The following is a 20,055-nucleotide window of genomic DNA, read 5'->3' on the forward strand; positions in this document are numbered from 1 at the left end:
GCTCAGGCGCGGCGAACCCAGGCGTTGTAGCGTTTCTCCGGCACGCCGAGGCGCGGCGCGACGTCGTCGAAGCCCGGCAGGTCGAGACTCTGGTCGCACAGCACGATTCCGCCCGGCGCGATCAGCGGCGGCAGCAGCGCGGACAGGGCGGACGCCAGTTCCGCGTCGACGGCCGGGTCGCCGCTGCCGATGTCGGCATGGGCCAGCACCGCCGAGCCCGCGCCATGCCGCGCGCGGAAGGCCGGCAGCGTCTCGCGCAGATCCCCCACCACCAGGAACTCCGCCGGCGGCATGCAGTCCGGGTGCGCGGCGGGCCAGCGCTCGAAAACGTGAATGGCGCGGCCGGGCAGGCGGTCGCGCAGATGGTCGTAGGTGCGGCCGTTGCCGAGGCCCAGTTCCAGCACCAGCCCGTCGCGCCCGGCGATCTCGGCCGCCGCCCAGTCCAGCGTCCGGCGCTGCGCCTCGAGGCGGCGGATGACGCTGTCGAGGCGGCTCACGCGGCCTCCGTCGTCGCCGCGCCGACCAGCTTGCGCGCCTCCAGCGCCGTCATCGGCGGGCCGAAGGCGTAGCCCTGGGCGTACTCGCAGCCCATCTCGTAGAGCTCCACCGCGTCCGCCTCGTTCTCCGCGCCCTCGGCGACGACTTCCATGCCGAGATCGTGCGCCATGGTGACGATGGAGCGCAGGATGATCGGCCGCACGCCCTTGGCGTCGGGGCGCACGAAGGCGCGGTCGATCTTGATCGTGTCGAACGGGAAGCGCTGCAGGTAGGACAGCGACGAATAGCCGGTGCCGAAATCATCCAGCGAGAGGCCCGCGCCGAGGTCGGCGATGCGGTTGAGGATCTGCGTGGCGTATTCGGGATTGTCCATCACCACGCTCTCGGTCACTTCCAGCTTCAGCGTGCCGCGCAGCACGCCCCACCGGCTCATGACCATCTTCACGTCCTGCAGCAGGTCGTGGCGCAGCACCTGGCGGCTCGACACGTTGACGCTGGCGAAGATAGGCGGGTCGATGTCGAGCGCCGCCTGCCAGGCGGCGAGCTCCTGCGCCGTGCGCTCCAGCGCGAACAGCCCCAGCTCGACGATCAGGCCGCTCTCCTCGGCGATGCCGATGAACTCCTGCGGGCCCAGCCGGCCGTGCTTCGGGTGGTCCCAGCGCATCAGCGCCTCGAAGCCGGCGACGGTGCGGTCCTCCAGCCGGACGACGGGCTGGAACAGGATCTTGATCTCGTTGCGCTCCAGGGCGCGGCGCAAATCCATCTCCACCGCCAGCCGGTCGGTGCGCTGGGCGCGCATGGCCGGGCGGAACACCTCGATGCGGTCGCCGCCGAGCTTCTTGGCGTGCATCATCGCGATTTCGGCGTTGCGCAGGATGTCCTCGCCCCGGTTCGGGGCCTCGGGATCGGGAAGGGCGATGCCGATCGACGCGGTGAGGAAGATCTCGCGCTCGCCGAACACGACGGGGGCGGTGACGACGCGGCGCACCGTGTCGGCGAGCAGGGTGATGCGGTCCGGCTGGCGCTCGGAGAGCAGCAGCAGCGCGAACTGGTCGCCGGTGACGCGCGCCAGCGTGTCCTGCGGCTTCAGCACGCGGCCGAGCCGGCGCGACATCGCGAGCAGGATCGAGTCGCCGGTCGGCAGGCCGACCGATTCGTTGATCTGCTTGAAGCGGTCGAAATCGAGCACGATGACGGTCGGGCGCAGCGCGTCCTCGCTGCGCGCCAGCGCCAGCGCGCCGTCGAGCCGGTCGAGGAACAGGCGGCGGTTCGGCAGGCCGGTGAGGTTGTCGTGCACGGCGTCGTGCAGGATGCGCTCCTCGGCGGTCTTGAGGTCGGTGACGTCGCCGAGCGTGCCGACCACCCGCACCACCTCGCCGTCCGTGCCCACCACCGGCCGCGCCTTCAGCGCGTACCAGTAGTAGTGCCCGTCGGTGGACTTCAGCCGGAACTCCATCTGCACCCGGCCGCGCCGCTGCTCCAGCACCGCGTCGAGCGTGGCGCGGAAGCGGTCGCGGTCGAAGGGGTGCATCACCTCCAGCCAGTCGGCCGCCGGCCCCTCCAGCGCGCCGCGCTTCATGGCGAGCTGCTGCTCGATCTCCGGGCTGACATAGACCTTGTCGCCTACCACGTCCCAGTCGAACACCGTGTCACCGGAGCCCGCGAGCGCCAGCGCCTTGCGCTCGGCGTCGCTCACCAGCCCGTGCGCGATCGCCCCGCCGGCGAAGGCGTGCTGCATCACGGTGAAGCCGATCAGCATGACGATCAGCACGAGGCCGCCCAGCAGCGAGGGCGCGACGAGGTCGTTGGTGAGGCGGCCGGAGATGGCGAAACCCGCCGCCGCCACCCAGGCGAGCAGCATGAACCACGTCGGCGTCAGCATCACCGCGCGGTCGTAGCCGTGGGTCGAGAGATAGATGACGAGCAGGAAGCCGACGGCCGCGACGGCGGCGATGGAGATGCGCGCCACGCCCGCCGCCACCGTGGGGTCGAACACCGCCATGCCGATCAGCGCCGCGAGGAACACCAGCCACGCCGCCGCGATATGGACGTAGCGCACGTGCCAGCGGTTGAGATTGAGATAGGCGAACAGGAACACCAGCAGCGTCGCCGCCAGCACCGCCTCTGCCACGGCGCGGTAGACGCGCTCGCCCTCCGCCGTCATGGGCACGATCTTCTGCCAGAAGCCGAAATCGATGCAGACATAGGCCAGCACCGCCCAGGCCAGCGCCGCCGCCGCCGGGAAGATCACCGCGCCCTTCACCACGAACACGATGGTGAGGAACAGCGCCAGCAGGCCGGCGATGCCGATGACGATGCCGCGATACAGTGTCAGCCCGTTCTGCTTGTCCTTGTAGTCGTCCGGATTCCACAGATAGAGCTGCGGCAGGCGCGGGTCGGCGAGCTCGGCGATGTAGGTGACGGTCGCGCCGGGGTCCAGCACGATCTCGAAGATGTCGGCTTCCGCGTTGTCCTCGCGGTCCGGGCTCTCGCCCTGGCTGGCGGTGACGGCGGTGATGCGCCGCGCGCCGAGGTCGGGCCAGATGACGCCGGAATCGACCAGCCGGAAATGCGGCGCGACGAGCCAGCGGATGAGCTGCTCGTTGCTGTCGTTCTTGAGCGCGAAGACGATCCAGTCCGGCCGCGTGCCGGGCTCGGTCGCCTTGATGGCGATCCGGCGCACGATGCCGTCCGCGCCGGGCGCGGTCGAAATCTGGATCAGGTCGCCGTCCGATTTCGAACGCTGCACGAATCGCTGCAGGTCGATGGCGGCGCTCTCGGCCCGCACCGAAATGGGATCGAGCGCCAACGCCCGCGTCGCGCCGCCCGGATAGGCGCCGAGCAGGCCGAGCAGCAGGAGGAGAAGGCCGATGACTCGCAACGAAGAGTGACCTCGGCGGAGGCGGGGCCCGGGTGGCGCTTGGACGATCAAGGTGTGTCAGTGGTAGCTGCGACGGGAGGGAAGGGCAAGGCGCGCGGCGCGCGCCCCGACCCGGGCCGGCGGATTTCCTCGCCTGCGATCAAGGCGATCCTGTGTCGGCGCGGAAATCGTCTCGCAGCAGGGCGTAGAGCACGTGGTCCTGCCAGACGCCGTTGATGCACAGATACTGGCGCGCCAGGCCCTCGCGCCGGAAGCCGACGCGCTCGAGCAGGCGCATGGACGGCGCGTTGTGCGGGACGCAGGCAGCCTCGATCCGGCGCAACCGCAAATTGTCGAACCCGTAGCCGGCCGCCGCCCGCACGGCCCGGCCCATGTGGCCGCGCCCGGCGAAGGGCGCGCCCATCCAGTAGCCCAGCGTCGCCGCCTGGGCGACGCCGCGGCGCACCATGCCGAGCGTCAGCCCGCCCATCAGCTCGTCGTCGGGTTCTCGGAACAGGAAGAACGGGTAGGCGAGGTCTTCCTCGATCTCGCGCTGGTAGCGGCGGATGCGGCGGCGATAGGCGGCGCGCGTCAGGTCGTCGGCGGGCCAGATCGGCTCCCAGGGCTTCAGGAACTCGTAGCTCGCCTGCCGCAGGCGGGCCCACGCCACGTAGTCGTCGGGCCGGGGCGGGCGCAGATAGAAGCCCCGGCCGCGCACCAGCGGGCTCTCGTCGGCGGCCAAAGAGAGGCGGAAGAACGCCATGGCCGGCTCATTCCGCCGCCGACTTGGCGGGACTGGCTCCGGGCGTAGGCGCGCCGATCCGCCGCGCCATGCCCGCGACGTCCGGCAGGCCGCGCACCGGCCCCACCGCCGCCACCGTGGGCGCGGTCGCCAGCATGGCCCGGGCGACGCGGCTGACGTCGGCCGGCGTGATGGCGTCGATCGCCGCGACGATCTCCTCGCGCGGGATGACGCGCCCGTAGGAGAGCACGTGGCGCGCCATCTGCTCGGCGCGGCGCGCGCACGATTCCAGCCCCATCAGCAGCGATACCTTGATCTGCGCCTTGGCGCGGGCCACCTCGGCCTCGCTCGGGGCCTCGGCGGCGGCGCGCACGCAATCGAGCATCACCGGCACGAACTCGGGCAAGAGCTTCTCGCCGGTGCCGCCATAGATGGCGAAGAATCCGGTGTCGGAGAACGGCTGGTGGAACGAGTAGACCTCGTAGCACAGGCCGCGCTTCTCGCGGATCTCCTGGAACAGCCGCGAGGACATGCCGCCGCCGAGCAGGTTCGAGAATACGTGCAGGGCGTAGTGGTCCTGATCGAGGAACGACCTTCCCTCGAAGCCGACGACGAGATGGGCCTGCTCCAGCTTGCGCACGCTGCGCTCGTCGCCCCCCGTCCACGCGCCGGCGGTCGGCGGGGCGGGCGGCTCGCTGGCGAAGGCTCCGAAGCGCCGGTTCACTTCTTCCACAACCTGGTCGTGGTCGACCGCGCCGGCCGCGCCGACCACCATGTCGGGGGCGCGATATTGCCGGTCGAGGAAGGAGCGCATCGATTCGGCGGTCTGCGCGCGCACCGTCTTCGGCGTGCCGAGGATGCGCCGGCCGATCGGCGCGCCGCCATAGGCGGTCTCCATGAACATGTCGAACACGACGTCGTCGGGCGTGTCCTCGCACGCGCCGATCTCCTGCAGCACGACGCCCTTCTCGCGCTTCAGCTCGTCCTTGTCGAAGGCGGGCTCGGTGAGGATGTCGGACAGGATGTCGAGCGCCAGCGGCACGTTTTCGCCGAGCACGCGCGCGTAGTAGGCGGTGCGCTCCACCGAGGTCTCGGCGTTGAGGTCGCCGCCAACCGCCTCGATCTCCTCGACGATGGCGAGTGCCGAGCGCCGCCTCGTGCCCTTGAAGGCCATGTGCTCGAGCAGGTGCGCCAGCCCCTGCTCGCCCGGCAATTCGTGGCGCGTGCCCGCGCCGACCCACACGCCCAATGCCGCCGTGGAGAGCTGCGGCATGTGCTCGGTCACCACCCTCAGCCCGCTCGGCAGCGTCGTCACCCGGACATGTTCGGCCCGGGGGGCGGTCCGCCGACCCTTGGACGTGGGGCGGGACTGGCTCATGCGGCGCCTTTCCGCGCGGCCCGTCCGCGCTCGCTCACGAAGCGTTCGATCGCGGCCTGGTCGTTCGGGAGCACCGAGAAACGCTCCGGCCGTTCCAGAAGATCCGCCAGATGCGCGGGAAGCGCGGGCGACACGCCGGTGGCGGCACGCACGGCGTCCGGGAACTTGGCGGGATGGGCGGTGCCCAGCGCCACGACAGGCGTCGCGGGGTCCGCCGCCAGCAGGTCGCGGCCGCTGGCGACGCCCACCGCGGTGTGCGGGTCGAGCAGGTAGCCGGCCTGCGTCCAGGTGCGGCGCATCTCGGCGGCGACGGCGTCCTCGCGCACCGTGCCGGCCGAGAAGTCGGCGCGCAGCGCGGCGAGCGCGCCGGGCGCGATCTCGAAGGCGCGGCTCTGCCCCAGCGACGCCATCATGCGCCGCACGGCGGCGGCGTCGCGCCCGTGCGCCTCGAACAGCGCGCGCTCGAAGTTGGAGGAGACCTGGATATCCATCGACGGCGAGGTGGTCGGGGTTACTCCCGTCACTTCGTAGCGCCCCGTCGCCAGGGCGCGGGCGAGGATGTCGTTGGCATTGGTGGCGACGTTGAGCCGCCCCACCGGCAGGCCCATGCGCTTGGCGACCCAGCCGGCGAGCACGTCGCCGAAATTTCCGGTCGGCGTGGAGAACGACACCTCGCGGTGCGGCGCGCCGAGGCTGACGGCGGCGGTGAAGTAGTACACCACCTGCGCCACGATCCGCGCCCAGTTGATCGAGTTGACGCCCGACAGGCCCATCTCGTCGCGGAAGCGGTGGTGGTTGAACATCGCCTTGACGAGCGCCTGGCAGTCGTCGAAATCGCCCTCCACCGCGATGGCGTGGACGTTGGCGTCCCCCACCGTCGTCATCTGCCGGCGCTGCACCTCGCTGACGCGCCCGTGCGGGTAGAGGATGAAGATGTCGACCCGCTCGCGGCCGCGGAACGCCTCTATGGCGGCGCTGCCGGTGTCGCCGGACGTGGCCCCGACGATGGTCGCGCGCTGGCCGCGCTGCTCCAGCACGTGGTCCATCAGCCGGCCGAGCAGCTGCATCGCCACGTCCTTGAAGGCCAGCGTCGGCCCGTGGAACAGCTCCAGCACGAAGAGATTGTCGCCGATCTGCGTCAGCGGGCAGACGGCCGGGTGGCGGAACGTGGCGTAGGCGTCGTCGACCATGCGGGCGAACGCACCCGGCTCGACCTCGCCGCCGACGAAGGGCCCGATGACCCGGCGCGCCGCCTCGGCGTAGGACACGCCGGCGAGTCCGGCGACGGCGTCGGCGGAAAATTCCGGCCAGTCCTGCGGCCAGTAGAGCCCGCCGTCCCGGGCCAGGCCGGCCAGCAGGGCGTCGGCGAAGCCGAGGGCCGGGGCTTCCCCCCGAGTGGAAACGTGCAGCACGGTCGCGGTCCTTGTCTGGATCGGAAGGTAGCACCCGAATAAGGGCTGACAAGCCGAACGCAAAGGCCTCCGTTCGGCGCGGCGGCGATCAGGCGGACGCGCCGCCGTCCTCGTGGCCGCGCGCGGTCTGCTGGCGGGCGAAAAAGGCGAAAACGACGAGCAGCCCGGCGGCCAGCGCGAACCAGGTGATCGCGTATTGCAGGTGGTCGTTCGGGAAGGTCAGGCGCGTCTGCCCGCCCAGCGGCCAGCCGCCCTGGTTGGGCGTGGCGTCGGCGTCCAGCACGAACGGCGCGGCGCGCGTCAGCCCGGCGAGGCGGGCCATCTTGAGCGGGTCGCGCACGAACCACGAGTTCTTCGCCGGGTCGTCGTCGGGCAGGAACCAGCCGCGCGGCTCCGGCGCGCGCAGCAGGCCGGTGACGGCGACGCGCCCCTCCGGCAGCCCCTCGCGCCGCGCGGCTTGGTCGGTCTTTTCGGTGGGAACGAAGCCGCGGTTGACGTAAATGACGGCGCCGTCGTCGAGCTGCAACGGCGTCAGCACGTAGACGCCCTGCAGCACCTGGCCGCCGGGCCTCTCCGGCGACAGCAGGCCGTGGACGTGGATCTCCTTGTCGTGGAGGAAGCGGCCCTCGACGCGCACCTTGCGGTATTCGTAGCTCTTCGGCCGCAGCGTCGCCCACGCCGATTCCGGCGGCAGGACCTGCGGCGCGCCCCGGACGCTCTGCTCGACGCGGTGGATCAGGCGCTGCTTGGCGCCCATGCGCTCGATCTGCCAGAAGCCGAGCCCCATGAGCACGGCGAAGCCGGCCAGCGTGGCGAGCGCCGGCCAGAGCAGGCTGCGCGCACCCCGGCGGGCGGGCTTCACGGCGTCGTCGATGGTCATGCTCACTCCAGCCGGCCCTGTTCGGCCTTGTGATGATATTGCAGGGCGATCAGCAGGCCCTTGAGCGGCCTCAACAGGCCCAGGCTCAGCACGATCGTCAGCGGCGGCCAGATCACGGCGTGCACCCACATCGGCGGCTCGTACATCACGTCGACCAGCAGCACGCCGCCGACCATCACGACGCCGACCGCCAGCATGATGAACACCGCCGGGCCGTCGCCCGAATCGGCGAAGCCGTAGTCGAGCCCGCACGCGTCGCAGCCGGGAGCCACGGCCAGGAAGCCGCGGAACAGCTTGCCCTTGCCGCAGCGCGGGCAGCGCCCGGCGAGCCCCGCCGCGTAGGGCGAGGGGCGGGGGCCGTCATAGGCGGGGCCGGGCTCGGTCACGGCGCGTCTCCGAAACGCGAAAGGGCGGCCGAGGCCGCCCTTTGCTGAGGGGTGGGGCGCTCAGTGAGCGCCGGCGGCGGCGGCGGCGGCGCCCCAGTGGGAGCCCCAAAGGTAGATCGCCACGAACAGGAACAGCCAGACCACGTCGACGAAGTGCCAGTACCAGGCGGCGAACTCGAAGCCCAGGTGCTGGTTCGGCTTGAAATGGCCGTTCATGGCGCGGATCAGGCACACCAGCAGGAACAGCGTGCCGATCAGCACGTGGAAGCCGTGGAAGCCGGTCGCCATGAAGAAGGTCGCGCCGTAGATGTTGCCTTTGAAGGCGAAGGCGGCGTGGCTGTACTCGTAGGCCTGCACGGTCGTGAAGATCGCGCCGAGGATGACGGTGAGGATCAGGCCCCACTTCACGCCGTCGCGGTCGTTGTGCAGCAGCGCGTGGTGCGCCCACGTGACGGTGGTGCCGGAGGTCAGCAGGATCAGCGTGTTGAGCAGCGGCAGGTGGAAGGGGTCGAACACGTCGACGCCCTTCGGCGGCCAGTGCCCGCCGGTGAAGTCGAAGCGGGCGAACTGCTTGGCCTCGCCGGCGAACAGGCTGGCGTCGAAGAAGGCCCAGAACCACGCGACGAAGAACATCACCTCGGAGGCGATGAACATGATCATGCCGTAGCGGTGGCTGATCTGCACGACGCGGGTGTGGAAGCCGCCGTACTCGGCCTCCCGCGCCACGTCCATCCACCACGCGAACATGGTGTAGAGCACGCCGATGAAGCCGAGACCGAACACCACCGGGCCGGGATGCAGGCCGCCGACGGCGATCGACTTCATCCACATGATGGCGCCGACCGCCGTGACGAAGGCCGACACCGACCCGACGAACGGCCAAGGGCTCGGATCGACGAGGTGGTAATCGTGGTGCTTGGTGTGGGCGTCGGCCATCGTGGTCGTTCTCCGTTGTCCGCCGAGGCTTTCAGGCCCCGGCGTTCCCCCTACAGTTGAGGCCGGCCTGCCTCCTTCACCCCGGCGACCGGCTTCGGCGAGCCCTTCGCGGGGAAGAAGGAGTAGGACAGCGTGATCGTGTCCGTGGTCTGGAGGTCGCGGTCCTTCTCGATCGCGGGATCGATGAAGAACACGACCGGCGCCTCCATGCTTTCACCGGGCTGCAAGGTGATCTCGGTGAAGCAGAAGCACTGGAGCTTGTTGAAGTAGCCGCCCGCCAGCTCGGGCAGCACGTTGAACGAGGCGATGCCGGTGACGGGTTTGTCGCCGACATTGCGGATCCGGTAGAACACCGTCTTGGTGTCGCCGACGCGGGCCTCGACGGTCGGCGTCTCCGGCTCGAACCGCCAGCTCATGCCGGGCTGCACGTTGGCGTCGAGGCGCACGGTGACGACGCGCTGGCCGACCGTCTCGGACGCCTCCGTGGCGACGCGCGGCGTGCCGGCGAAGCCGGTGACCTTGCAGAACAGCGTGTAGAGCGGTACCGCGGCGAAGGCCGCGCCCACCATCGCCGCAGCGCCCAGGGCGCACGCCAGCGCCGTCCGACGCAGGGCGCGCGGGCGGTCGGCGGGGGCGGGACGGAGTTGGGGCTCGGTCATGGCGGTCACAGCGCGCGGTTGAAGACGTTGCCGCCCAGCTTGGCGATGGTGACGATGAAGAACAGCAGGGCCAGAGCGCCGAGCGTGAGGCCGAGCGCCAGCGAGCGCGAGCGGCGTCGGCGCAGGTCCTCCTCGCTCGGCCGCCACGGCGCGGGCGGGGTCTTCGGCTCGGGGGCGGCCATCACGCGGCTCCCGCCAGGCGCGCGGCGGCGGAGGCCGCCCAGGACAGGCGCTCCAGCCCCACCACCTGCTCGACCAGCAGCGTGGCGAACAGCAGGAAGAGGTAGAGGATGGAGACCAGGAACATCCGGATGGCGGCCTTGCGCGCGGCGTCGCCCTCGCGCACGCGGTAGACGCGCGCGGCGAGCGCCACCATCCACGCGCCCGACAGGGCGGCGACGACCGCGTAGAGAGGCCCGCCGAAGCCCATCAGCCAGGGCGCGAGCCCGGCCGGCGCGAGCACCAGAGTGTAGAGCAGGATCTGCAGCCGCGTCGCGTCGGGCCCGGCCACCACCGGCAGCATGGGGATGCCGGCGCGGCGGTAGTCGTCCGACTTCACCAGGGCCAGCGCCCAGAAGTGCGGTGGCGTCCACAGGAAGATGATCGAGAACAGCGCGAAGCTGTCGAGGTTCACCGAGCCGGTGGCGGCGGCGTAGCCGATCATCGGCGGGATGGCCCCCGCGGCGCCGCCGATCACGATGTTCTGCGCCGTCCGGCGCTTCAGCCACATCGAGTAGACGACGGCGTAGAAGAAGATCGTGAAGGCGAGCATGCTCGCCGCGACCCAGTTGGCGATCAGGCCGAGGAACGTCACCGAGCCGATGGACAGCGTCAGGCCGAAGGCGAGCGCCTCGCCGGGCAGGATGCGGCCGGCCGGGATCGGCCGCTTGGCCGTGCGGCCCATCACAGCGTCGATGTCGGCGTCGTACCACATGTTCAGGCAGCCCGACGCGCCCGCCCCGACGGCGATGGCGAGCAGCGCGGCGAAGCCGAGCACCGGGTTGAGGCCCGGCGCCAGCATCATCCCGACGAGCGCGGTGAACACGACCAGCGACATCACGCGCGGCTTGAGCAGCGCGAAATAATCCGAGGCGGCGCCGTTCGACAGGCCCACCCGGCTATCGCCGTCCATGCTGTGCGTGACGAGAGACATCGTGTCGTGGCGCTCCGGTTCGGTCGGTCCGCCGGCTGGGGCGGTCCGGTCCTTCGCGCCGCCGCCCTCGGGCGGAGGGGCGAAGGATCGGGGGGAAGGGGCCGGCCCGCCGGGCCGGCCCCGAGGTCTCAGTGCTCCGCGCCGGTGATGCGGGGCAGCGTTTCGAACTGGTGGAACGGCGGCGGCGAGGGCAGCGTCCATTCCAGCGTCGTCGCGCCGGCGCCCCACGGGTTCTCGCCGGCCTTCTCCTTGCGGGCGAAGGCGGTGAACACGCCGTAGAAGAACACCAGCAGGCCGAACGCGAAGATGTAGGAGCCGAAGGACGAGATGCGCGTCCAGCCGGCGAAGGCGTCCGGATAGTCCACGTAGTGGCGCGGCATGCCGGCGAGGCCCGTGAAGTGCATCGGGAAGAACAGCACGTTGGCGCCGACGAAGGCGATCCAGAAGTGCAGCTTGCCGATCCAGTCCGGGATCACGTAGCCGGTCATCTTCGGGAACCAGTAGTACCAGGCCGCGAAGATGGCGAACACCGCGCCGAGCGACAGCACGTAGTGGAAGTGCGCGACGACGTAGTAGGTGTTGTGCAGCTGGCGGTCGACGCCCGCGTTGGCGAGCACGACGCCGGTGACGCCGCCGACCGTGAACAGGAAGATGAAGCCCAGCGCCCACACCATCGGCGAGGTGAAGCGGATCGAGCCGCCCCACATCGTCGCGATCCAGGAGAAGATCTTCACGCCCGTCGGCACCGCGATCACCATGGTGGCGAACACGAAGTAGCGCTGCGTGTCGAGCGACAGGCCGGCCGTGTACATGTGGTGCGCCCACACGACGAAGCCGACGGCGCCGATCGCCACCATCGCGTAGGCCATGCCGAGATAGCCGAACACCGGCTTCTTCGAGAAGGTCGAGATGATGTGGCTGATGATGCCGAAGCCCGGCAGGATCATGATGTATACTTCGGGGTGGCCGAAGAACCAGAACAGGTGCTGGTAGAGCACCGGATCGCCGCCGCCGGCCGGGTCGAAGAAGGTCGTGCCGAAGTTGCGGTCGGTCAGCAGCATGGTGATGGCGCCGGCGAGCACCGGCAGCGACAGCAGCAGCAGGAACGCCGTCACCAGCATCGCCCACGCGAACAGCGGCATGCGGTGCATGGTCATGCCCGGCGCGCGCATGTTGAGGATGGTGGTGATGAAGTTGATGGCGCCGAGGATCGACGAGGCGCCGGCGAGATGCAGCGACAGGATGCCGAAGTCCAGCGCCGGGCCGGGGTGGCCCGCGGTCGACAGCGGCGGGTACACCGTCCAGCCGCCGCCGAAGCCGGTGGAGCCGGGCGCGCCCTCGACGAACATCGAGATGACCAGCAGCGTCAGCGACGACGGCAGCAGCCAGAACGAGATGTTGTTCATGCGCGGGAACGCCATGTCCGGCGCGCCGATCATGATCGGCACGAACCAGTTGCCGAACCCGCCGATCAGCGCCGGCATGACCACGAAGAACACCATGATCAGGCCGTGGCCGGTGACGAACACGTTGTAGGTCTGCGGGTTCGAGAAGAACTGCAGCCCCGGCTCCTGCAACTCCATGCGCATGGCGATCGAGAGCGCGCCACCGATCAGGCCCGCCATGAGGGCGAAGACCAGGTACATCGTGCCAATGTCTTTGTGGTTCGTCGACAGCACCCAGCGGCGCCAGCCGGTGGGATGGTCGTGATGCGCTTCGTGCGCGAGAGCGGCATGAGCCATTTTGTGTCTGTCCCGTTGGCGGATGGTCGGTTTACTCGGCGGCGGGCGCGCGGGCGGCGACCCGCACGGCGCCGTCCTCGGCCGAGGCGAACTTCTTCTTGGCGTCCGCGAGCCAGGTGGCGTAGTTGGCCTGGCTCACCACGCGGATGGCGATCGGCATCTTGTAGTGGTTCTGGCCGCACAGGCGCGAGCACTGGCCGTAGTAGATGCCCTCGCGGTCGGTCTTGAACCAGGTCTGGTTGAGCCGGCCCGGGATGGCGTCCATGCGGAAGCCGAGCGACGGAACCGAGAACGAGTGGATCACGTCGTTGCCGACGATCTGCAGCACCACCGTCTTGCCGGCGGGCACCACCATCTCGTTATCGACCGCGAGCAGGTAGGGCTGGCTGGCCTTCTCCGCGTCCGCCTGCTCCAGCGGGTTGCTGTCGAACTTGAAGCCGCCTTCCTCGCCCGGGTACTCGTAGGACCAGTACCACTGGTTGCCGTAGACCTTCACGGTCATGTCGGCCTTGGGCAGCTCGATCTGCAGCTTCAGCAGCCGGAAGGAGGGGATGGCGATGCCGACCAGGATCAGCACCGGAATCACCGTCCAGGCGATCTCCAGCCCGGTGTGATGGGTGGTGCGCGAGGCGACCGGGTTCTTCTTCTCGTTGAAGCGGACCACCACCGTCACCAGCAGCGCCAGCACGAACAGCGAGATCAGGGTGATGATCCACACCAGCGCGGTGTGCAGGTTGTGGGCGGCCTCGGCCACCTCCGTCACCGGCTCCTGCAGGCCGAGCTGGTAGTGGGCCGGTTGACCGATCCCGGCGGCGAGCGCGGCCCCGCCCGAACCGAGAACGAGAGCCGCCGCGGCGAGCGCTGAACGGTTCCAGGAACGAGTCATGCCTTCTGATCTCCCGAATTTCCCCCGGGTCTTCGCGGCCTCGCGAACTCAGCCGACCGACCGGTCAAGGACGTGCCCTGTGCGACACGTGGCAACCACCAGTGAGTTTGATCTAGCGCAAAAACCACAAAGCCGCGCGAAGCGCAACGCCGTCAAACGACTAAAGTTGGTGTTTACCGGGTCGCTTGAGGGAGTTTCCCGCCGGCGTTGCCCAACGGTTGCGCGCAACCTGTCCTCGGGCCCTGCCCGCGCTTGACACTCGCGTCCGGAAGTGGTCCGAACGCTGGTCGAGGTGCGTCGGCGCTGCCGGCGGGCCGCGCGACAGCGCTTGCGTTCGCGCAAGGCAAGTCCGGTTCTGGAAAGCCCGCGTCGGGCAGCTCGCGTGAGGCAGTCCCGCGCAAGGCAGTCCCGCGCAAGGAAGGTGGCCGCATGGGTTGGGGAGTCGCTGATATGCCGTTGGCCGGAATCGCGTCCGGGCTGGCCCGGAAGCTGGCCGGCGCGCTGCTTCTCGGGCTCGCCCTGGTCGGCGGCTCGGCCGGGCACGCGGCGGCACAGGGCGCGGTGAAGTCCACCATCGGCGACTGGCAGATGCGCTGCGAGACGCCGGCCGGCGCCAAGGCCGAACAGTGCGCCCTCGTACAGAGCGTGCAGGCCGAGGACAAGCCCAACGTCACGCTGGTCGTAATTGTGCTGAAGACGGCCGACGGCCGCAGCCGCCTGCTGCGCGTCATCGCTCCGCTCGGCGTGCTGCTGCCTTCCGGACTCGGCCTGCGCATCGACCAGAACGACATTGGCCGCGCCGGCTTCGTGCGCTGCCTGCAGAGCGGCTGCGTGGCCGAGGTCGTCATGGACGACGACCTGCTCGCCAAGCTCAAGGGCGGGCAGAACGCCACTTTCATCGTCTTCCAGACGCCGGAAGAGGGCATCGGTATCCCGGTGTCGATGAACGGCTTCGGCAAGGCGTTCGATTCGCTGCCCTGAGCCCGCCCTTTTGTCCTTCGTCCCCTTTTTCAGCCCCGCCTCGCCCCTATTTCGCCAGGAGCCGCCGATGTCCCGCACCGATCGCCGCCTGCCTCTCGCCCGCCGCCTGGCTCTGACTGCGCTGGCGGCCGTTGCGCTGGCCGGCTGCACGTCGGCGGGCGAAAGCTCCTCGGCCTCCTCGTCGGGCGGCTTCTTCTCGATGTTCCGCGGGTCGTCGACGCCGCCCGTCGGCCCCGCCGTCGCGGGCGTCTCGACCAAGCTCGACATCGACGACATCGAGTGTCCGACGGTCGAGGTGCTGGACGGCGGCGCGGCGATGCGCAACCAGTCGGCCGGCGGCGACGTGCGCTCCCAGCTCAGCCTCGGCGAGACGGCGCGCGAGTGCCACCTGGTGGGCGAGAACATCGTCATCAAGATCGGCGTGCAGGGCCTCGCTTTGCTCGGGCCGGCGGGTTCGCCCGGCACCTTCGTCGCACCGGTGCGCTTCGTCGCCAAGCGCGGCGAGAAGGTGCTCGTCTCGCGCCTCCAGCGCACCTCGGTGACGATCCCGGCGGGGCAGGCGCAGGCGCAGTTCGTGATGGTCGAGGACAATATCGTGGTGCCGGCCGTCGGCGACGACCTCACCCTCATCGTCGGCTTCGACCCGCACGGCTCGGCGGCCGAGCCGGCGCGCAAGGCGAAGAAGCGGAGCTGAGCGAGCCCCGCGCACCGCGCCGAGGTCGATTGACTCGGACGCACGGCTCGCCTAACCAGAGCAGGTCGACGATCTCCGCGGAAGAGTCCGGCGGGGGCGCAAGCCCCGGTCGCCGGCGCCGAAGGCGCAACCGCCCCGGAAACGCTCAGGCCGAAGGACCGCGGAGAGCTGGCACTCTGGAAAGCGGCGTTCCCCAGCGGAACGCCCACCGAAGGGCGTAACCTCGCTCGCCTCGCGGCGAATCACGGGGGAAATCTCTCAGGTCCATGGACAGAGGGGGCTCGAATCCGGCCGTATGGCCGGAGTCGCGCAGCTCTGACCGGGGACACGCCTGCATGGCCGATCACGCCGACGCCGCCGAAAACGCCGCCCCGATTCGCACCACGCCGCTGAACGCGCGACACCGCGCGCTGGGCGCCCGCATGGTGCCGTTCGCCGGCTACGACATGCCCGTGCAATATCCCACCGGCATCCTCGCCGAGCACCTGTGGACGCGCGAGAACGCCGGGCTGTTCGACGTCTCCCACATGGGCCAGGCGTTCCTGGTGGCCGAGAGCCACGAGGCCGCCGCCCGCGCGCTCGAGACGCTGTGCGCCGCCGACATCCTCAACCTGAAGCCCGGCCAGCAGCGCTACACCCAGCTCCTCGACGACGAGGGCGGCATCATCGACGACCTGATGGTGACGCGCTCCGCCGAGCCGGAGGAGGACGGCGTGCTGATGCTGGTCGTCAACGCCGCCGGCAAGGAGCAGGACTACGCGCATATCGAGGCGCGCCTGCCCGCCGGCGTCCGGCTGATGCAGGCGCCCCACCGGGCGCTGCTGGCCCTGCAGGGCCCGAAGGCCGCCGAGGTGCTGGCCCGCCACTGCCCCGACGCCGCCGAGATGGGCTTCATGACCGCGAAGTCGACGACGTTCGACAGCATCCCCGTCCACGTCTCGCGCTCCGGCTACACGGGCGAGGACGGCTACGAGATCTCGGTGAAGGCCAAGAAGCTCGAGGCCGTCGCCGACGCCCTGCTGGCAGAACCGGAAGTGAAGCCGATCGGCCTCGGCGCGCGCGATTCGCTGCGGCTGGAGGCAGGGCTGTGCCTCTACGGCCACGACATCGACCGCACCACCTCGCCCGTCGAGGCCGGGCTCGTCTGGTCGATGCAGAAGCGCCGCCGCGAGGAGGGGGGCTTCCCGGGCGCGGCGCGCATCCAGCGCGAGCTCGCCGAAGGGCCGAAGCGCGTGCGCGTCGGCATCCTGCCCGAGGGCCGCGCCCCGGCGCGCGAGGGCACGGTCATCACAGCGCCCGACGGCCGCGAAGTCGGCATCGTCACCTCCGGCGGCTTCGGCCCCAGCCTCAACGCGCCGCTGGCCATGGGCTATGTCGAGCCCGCCATGTCCGCTCCCGGCACGGAGCTTTCGCTGATGGTGCGCGGCAAGGCCCTTCCGGCCCGCGTCGCGCCGATGCCTTTCGTTCCCAACCGCTACTTCCGCAAACCCGCCTGAGCCGCAGGAGCGCCCGATGGCCGAGACCCGCTACACCAAGGACCACGAGTACATCCGCGTCGACGGCGACACCGGCACGGTCGGCATCACCGACTTCGCCCAGAGCCAGCTCGGCGACGTCGTGTTCGTCGAGCTGCCCGCCGTCGGCAAGACCGTCGCCAAGGGCGACGAGGCCGCGGTGGTCGAGAGCGTCAAGGCCGCCAGCGAGCTCTACGCGCCGGTCTCCGGCGAGGTCGTCGAGGTCAACGGCGCGCTCACCGACGCCCCGGCGACGGTCAACGAGGACCCCAAGGGCCACGGCTGGTTCCTGAAGCTGAAGCTGAAGGACCCCTCCGAGCTGCAGGGCCTCATGACCGAGGACCAGTACAACGACTACGTCGCCAACCTCTGAGGCCCGGCCCACGATGCGCTATCTGCCCCTTTCCGACGCCGACCGTGGCGCGATGCTCGCGCGGATCGGGGTCGATTCGATCGACGCGCTGTTCGCCGACATCCCGGCCGAGATGCGCCTCGACGGCCTCGTCGACCTCCCCCGCCGCAAGGGCGAGATGGAGGTGGAGCGGCTGCTGGCGCGCATGGCCGGCCGCAACCTGACGGCCGGCGCCGCGCCCTTCTTCGTCGGGGCGGGGGCGTACCGCCACCACGTGCCGGCCACCGTCGACCACCTGATCCAGCGCTCCGAGTTCCTGACGAGCTACACGCCGTACCAGCCGGAGATCGCGCAGGGCACGCTGCAATATCTCTACGAGTTCCAGACGCAGGTCGCGGCGCTGACCGGCATGGAGGTGGCCAACGCCTCCATGTATGACGGCTCCACCGCCTGCGGCGAGGCCGTGCTGATGGCGCACCGCGTCACGCGCCGGCGCAAGGCGGTGCTCTCCGGCGGCCTGCACCCGCATTACGCCGAGGTCGTGCGCACCCTCTCGCGGATGGCGAGCGACGATGTCGTGACGCTGGCGCCCGACGTCACCGCGTCCGAGGACCTGCTGGCCTCCATCGACGACAGCGTCTCCTGCGTGGTGGTGCAGACGCCCGACGTGTTCGGCAATCTGCGCGACCTGACCGCCATCGGCGAGAAGTGCCGCGCCCACGGCGCGCTGCTGGTCGCCGTGTTCACCGAGGCGGTGTCCCTCGGCCTCGTCACGCCGCCCGGCGCGATGGGGGCGGACATCGTGGTCGGCGAGGGCCAGTCGATCGGCAACGCGCTGAACTTCGGCGGGCCTTATGTCGGCCTGTTCGCGGCGCGCGCCAAGCACGTCCGCCAGATGCCGGGCCGCCTGTGCGGCGAAACCGTCGACGCCGAGGGGCGGCGCGGCTTCGTGCTGACGCTCTCCACCCGCGAGCAGCACATCCGCCGCGACAAGGCGACGTCCAACATCTGCACCAATTCCGGACTGTGCAGCCTCGCCTTCACCATCCACATGACTCTGCTGGGGCAGGCGGGGCTCAAGCGGCTCGCCCGCGTCAACCACGCCAACGCGGTGAAGCTGGCCGACATGCTGGCCGGCGTTCCGGGCGTGGACGTGCTGAACGCCACCTTCTTCAACGAGTTCACGCTGCGCCTGCGCCGCCCCGCCGCCGAGGTGGTGGAGGCGCTGGCCGGCAAGGGCGTGCTGGCCGGCGTGCCCTATTCGCGGCTCGACCCGGGGGCGGGCCTCGACGACCTGCTCCTCGTCGCCAGTACCGAAATCAACACGGACGACGACCGCGCCGCGCTCGTCGCGGGCCTGAAGGAGGTCCTGTGATGCTGAACCGCCAGGGACGTCCCACCGCCGCCGCCGACGCCTCCGGGAGCGGGCGCGCCACCTTCACCGGCAACCGCGCTCTGCTCCAGTCCGAGGCGCTGCTGTTCGAGATCGGCCGCCTCGACACCACGGGCGTCGACATCGACGAGCCGGAGCCCTTCACCCCGCGCCTCGGCGGGCTGGAGCGGAAGGGCGACATCGGCCTGCCGGGCCTCTCCGAACCCGAGGCGATGCGCCACTACGTGCGGCTGTCGCAGCAGAACTACGGCATCGACACCGGCCTGTTCCCGCTAGGCTCGTGCACCATGAAGCACAATCCGCGCCTCAACGAGCGCGTGGCGCGCCTGCCCGGCTTCGCCGACGTGCACCCCCTGCAGCCGGTCTCCACCGTGCAGGGCGCGCTGGAGGCGATGGACCAGCTCGGGCGGTGGCTGCTCGAGCTGACCGGCATGGAGGCCGTTGCGCTGTCGCCGAAGGCCGGCGCGCACGGCGAGCTGTGCGGCATGATGGCCATCAAGGCGGCCATCGAGGCGAAGGGCGAGGGGGCCACCCGCAAGGTGGTGCTGGTGCCCGAGTCGGCGCACGGCACCAATCCAGCCACTGCGGCGCTGATCGGCTTCGAGGTGAAGGCGGTCCCCGCCCGCGAGGACGGCACGGTGGACGTGGAGTCGGTGCGCGCCATGGCGGGGCCGGACGTCGCCGCCATCATGCTCACCAACCCGAACACGCTCGGGCTGTTCGAGCGCGACATCGTCGACATCGCCCGCATCCTGCACGCGGCGGGAGCGTACTTCTATTGCGACGGCGCGAACTTCAACGCCATCGTCGGCAAGGCGCGGCCCGGCGACCTCGGCGTCGACGCCATGCATATCAACCTGCATAAGACGTTCTCGACGCCGCATGGCGGCGGCGGGCCTGGCTCCGGCCCGGTGGTGCTGTCGCCGCGCCTGGCCCCGTTCGCGCCGCTGCCGTTCCTGACGCGCGAGGGCGGCACGCTCGGGCTCGTCGAGATGGCGCGCGACCACGCCGGCGAGCGGCCGTTCGGGCGGCTCACCGCCTTCCACGGCCAGATGGGCATGTTCGTGCGCGCGCTCGCCTACATGCTGTCGCACGGGGCGGACGGCATGAAGCAGGCCTCCGAGGACGCCGTGCTGAACGCCAACTACGTGCGCGCCTGCCTCTCCGACCTGCTGTCGCTGCCGTTCGGCGACCGGCCCTGCATGCACGAGGTGCTGTTCGACGATACGTGGCTGAAGGGCACCGGCGTCACCACGCTCGACTTCGCCAAGGCGATGATCGACGAGGGCTATCACCCGATGACGGTGTATTTCCCGCTCGTCGTCCATGGGGCGATGCTGGTCGAGCCGACGGAGAGCGAGTCGCGCGCCTCGCTCGACCTGTTCATCGCCACGCTGCGCGACCTCGCTTTGTCCGCCACCTCCGGCGACACGGAGCGCTTCACCGGCGCGCCCTATCTGGCCCCGCGCCGCCGCCTCGACGAGACCCGCGCCGCCCGGAGCCCGGTGCTGCGCTGGACCCCGCCCGAGCCGGTGAGCGAGGCCGCCGAGTAGAAAAGGCCGAGCTCCCGGACTACATAGAGGCAACCT

General features: G+C 70.4%; 19 protein-coding genes and 2 riboswitches. Of the genes, 6 read left to right on the plus strand and 13 right to left on the minus strand.

Annotation, left to right across the window (positions count from 1 at the left end):
- Nucleotides 1–2: 2 nt before the first annotated feature.
- From NK718_RS11950 to coxB, 13 genes are all read right to left on the minus strand, one after another.
- Nucleotides 3–497, minus strand: coding sequence for a class I SAM-dependent methyltransferase (locus NK718_RS11950; RefSeq protein WP_254742324.1), 495 nt, complete (start codon nucleotides 495–497; stop codon nucleotides 3–5).
- Nucleotides 494–3,379 carry an EAL domain-containing protein gene (locus NK718_RS11955; protein WP_254742326.1) on the minus strand — a complete coding sequence of 962 codons (2,886 nt, stop codon included), beginning with the start codon at nucleotides 3,377–3,379 and terminating at the stop codon, nucleotides 494–496. Before NK718_RS11955 ends, NK718_RS11950 begins: the two co-directional genes overlap by 4 nt.
- Nucleotides 3,380–3,518: 139 nt before the next feature.
- Nucleotides 3,519–4,121: a GNAT family N-acetyltransferase gene (locus NK718_RS11960; RefSeq protein ID WP_254742328.1), complete on the minus strand. Its 603-nt coding sequence runs from the start codon at nucleotides 4,119–4,121 to the stop codon at nucleotides 3,519–3,521.
- Between the two features lie 7 nt (nucleotides 4,122–4,128).
- The gene (locus tag NK718_RS11965) at nucleotides 4,129–5,478 is read right to left on the minus strand and encodes a M16 family metallopeptidase (protein ID WP_254742330.1); all 1,350 of its coding nucleotides are present in this window, start codon (nucleotides 5,476–5,478) and stop codon (nucleotides 4,129–4,131) included.
- Nucleotides 5,475–6,890 (minus strand): threonine synthase, encoded by a 1,416-nt coding sequence (gene thrC / locus NK718_RS11970; protein WP_254742332.1) that lies wholly within the window; start codon nucleotides 6,888–6,890, stop codon nucleotides 5,475–5,477. Before thrC ends, NK718_RS11965 begins: the two co-directional genes overlap by 4 nt.
- An 88-nt stretch (nucleotides 6,891–6,978) precedes the next feature.
- On the minus strand, nucleotides 6,979–7,770 hold the full coding sequence (locus tag NK718_RS11975) for an SURF1 family protein (protein ID WP_254742334.1): 792 nt from the start codon (nucleotides 7,768–7,770) through the stop codon (nucleotides 6,979–6,981).
- 2 nt (nucleotides 7,771–7,772) lie between these two features.
- On the minus strand, nucleotides 7,773–8,156 hold the full coding sequence (locus NK718_RS11980; RefSeq protein ID WP_254742336.1) for a DUF983 domain-containing protein: 384 nt from the start codon (nucleotides 8,154–8,156) through the stop codon (nucleotides 7,773–7,775).
- A 60-nt stretch (nucleotides 8,157–8,216) separates the two neighbouring features.
- The gene (locus NK718_RS11985; RefSeq protein WP_254742339.1) at nucleotides 8,217–9,092 is read right to left on the minus strand and encodes a cytochrome c oxidase subunit 3; all 876 of its coding nucleotides are present in this window, start codon (nucleotides 9,090–9,092) and stop codon (nucleotides 8,217–8,219) included.
- A gap of 50 nt (nucleotides 9,093–9,142) precedes the next feature.
- Nucleotides 9,143–9,751: a cytochrome c oxidase assembly protein gene (locus tag NK718_RS11990; RefSeq protein WP_254742340.1), complete on the minus strand. Its 609-nt coding sequence runs from the start codon at nucleotides 9,749–9,751 to the stop codon at nucleotides 9,143–9,145.
- Nucleotides 9,752–9,756: 5 nt separating this feature from the next.
- A complete protein-coding gene (locus NK718_RS11995) occupies nucleotides 9,757–9,933 on the minus strand; it encodes a cytochrome c oxidase system small membrane protein (protein ID WP_254742342.1) in 177 nt (58 codons plus the stop codon).
- Nucleotides 9,933–10,904 (minus strand): heme o synthase, encoded by a 972-nt coding sequence (locus NK718_RS12000; RefSeq protein ID WP_254742345.1) that lies wholly within the window; start codon nucleotides 10,902–10,904, stop codon nucleotides 9,933–9,935. Before NK718_RS12000 ends, NK718_RS11995 begins: the two co-directional genes overlap by 1 nt.
- Nucleotides 10,905–11,032: 128 nt before the next feature.
- Complete coding sequence (ctaD, locus tag NK718_RS12005; RefSeq protein ID WP_254742347.1) at nucleotides 11,033–12,646, minus strand: cytochrome c oxidase subunit I; 1,614 nt, start codon at nucleotides 12,644–12,646, stop codon at nucleotides 11,033–11,035.
- Between the two features lie 31 nt (nucleotides 12,647–12,677).
- On the minus strand, nucleotides 12,678–13,532 hold the full coding sequence (gene coxB, locus NK718_RS12010) for a cytochrome c oxidase subunit II (RefSeq protein WP_254742349.1): 855 nt from the start codon (nucleotides 13,530–13,532) through the stop codon (nucleotides 12,678–12,680).
- Between the two features lie 450 nt (nucleotides 13,533–13,982).
- On the opposite strand from coxB, the gene NK718_RS12015 reads away from it, so the two are divergent.
- The 6 genes from NK718_RS12015 to gcvPB all read left to right on the plus strand — a co-directional run bounded on the left by NK718_RS12015 (nucleotide 13,983) and on the right by gcvPB (nucleotide 20,019).
- Entirely contained in the window at nucleotides 13,983–14,513 is a 531-nt protein-coding gene (locus NK718_RS12015; RefSeq protein WP_254742351.1) for an invasion associated locus B family protein, read from the plus strand.
- A 67-nt stretch (nucleotides 14,514–14,580) separates the two neighbouring features.
- Entirely contained in the window at nucleotides 14,581–15,207 is a 627-nt protein-coding gene (locus tag NK718_RS12020) for a hypothetical protein (RefSeq protein ID WP_254742353.1), read from the plus strand.
- 68 nt (nucleotides 15,208–15,275) lie between these two features.
- Nucleotides 15,276–15,378: riboswitch (glycine riboswitch) on the plus strand.
- A gap of 1 nt (nucleotide 15,379) precedes the next feature.
- Nucleotides 15,380–15,485: riboswitch (glycine riboswitch) on the plus strand.
- 57 nt (nucleotides 15,486–15,542) lie between these two features.
- Nucleotides 15,543–16,703 carry a glycine cleavage system aminomethyltransferase GcvT gene (gcvT, locus tag NK718_RS12025; RefSeq protein WP_254742356.1) on the plus strand — a complete coding sequence of 387 codons (1,161 nt, stop codon included), beginning with the start codon at nucleotides 15,543–15,545 and terminating at the stop codon, nucleotides 16,701–16,703.
- Nucleotides 16,704–16,719: 16 nt separating this feature from the next.
- Nucleotides 16,720–17,094, plus strand: coding sequence for a glycine cleavage system protein GcvH (gene gcvH, locus NK718_RS12030; protein ID WP_254742359.1), 375 nt, complete (start codon nucleotides 16,720–16,722; stop codon nucleotides 17,092–17,094).
- Between the two features lie 13 nt (nucleotides 17,095–17,107).
- Nucleotides 17,108–18,448 (plus strand): aminomethyl-transferring glycine dehydrogenase subunit GcvPA, encoded by a 1,341-nt coding sequence (gene gcvPA, locus NK718_RS12035; RefSeq protein ID WP_254742362.1) that lies wholly within the window; start codon nucleotides 17,108–17,110, stop codon nucleotides 18,446–18,448.
- On the plus strand, nucleotides 18,448–20,019 hold the full coding sequence (gcvPB, locus tag NK718_RS12040) for an aminomethyl-transferring glycine dehydrogenase subunit GcvPB (RefSeq protein WP_254742365.1): 1,572 nt from the start codon (nucleotides 18,448–18,450) through the stop codon (nucleotides 20,017–20,019). The genes gcvPA and gcvPB overlap by 1 nt, the downstream gene beginning before the upstream one ends.
- Nucleotides 20,020–20,055 lie beyond the last annotated feature (36 nt).

The sequence above is a fragment of the Alsobacter ponti genome (genome assembly GCF_024294805.1).
Classification (GTDB): domain Bacteria; phylum Pseudomonadota; class Alphaproteobacteria; order Rhizobiales; family Beijerinckiaceae; genus Alsobacter; species Alsobacter ponti.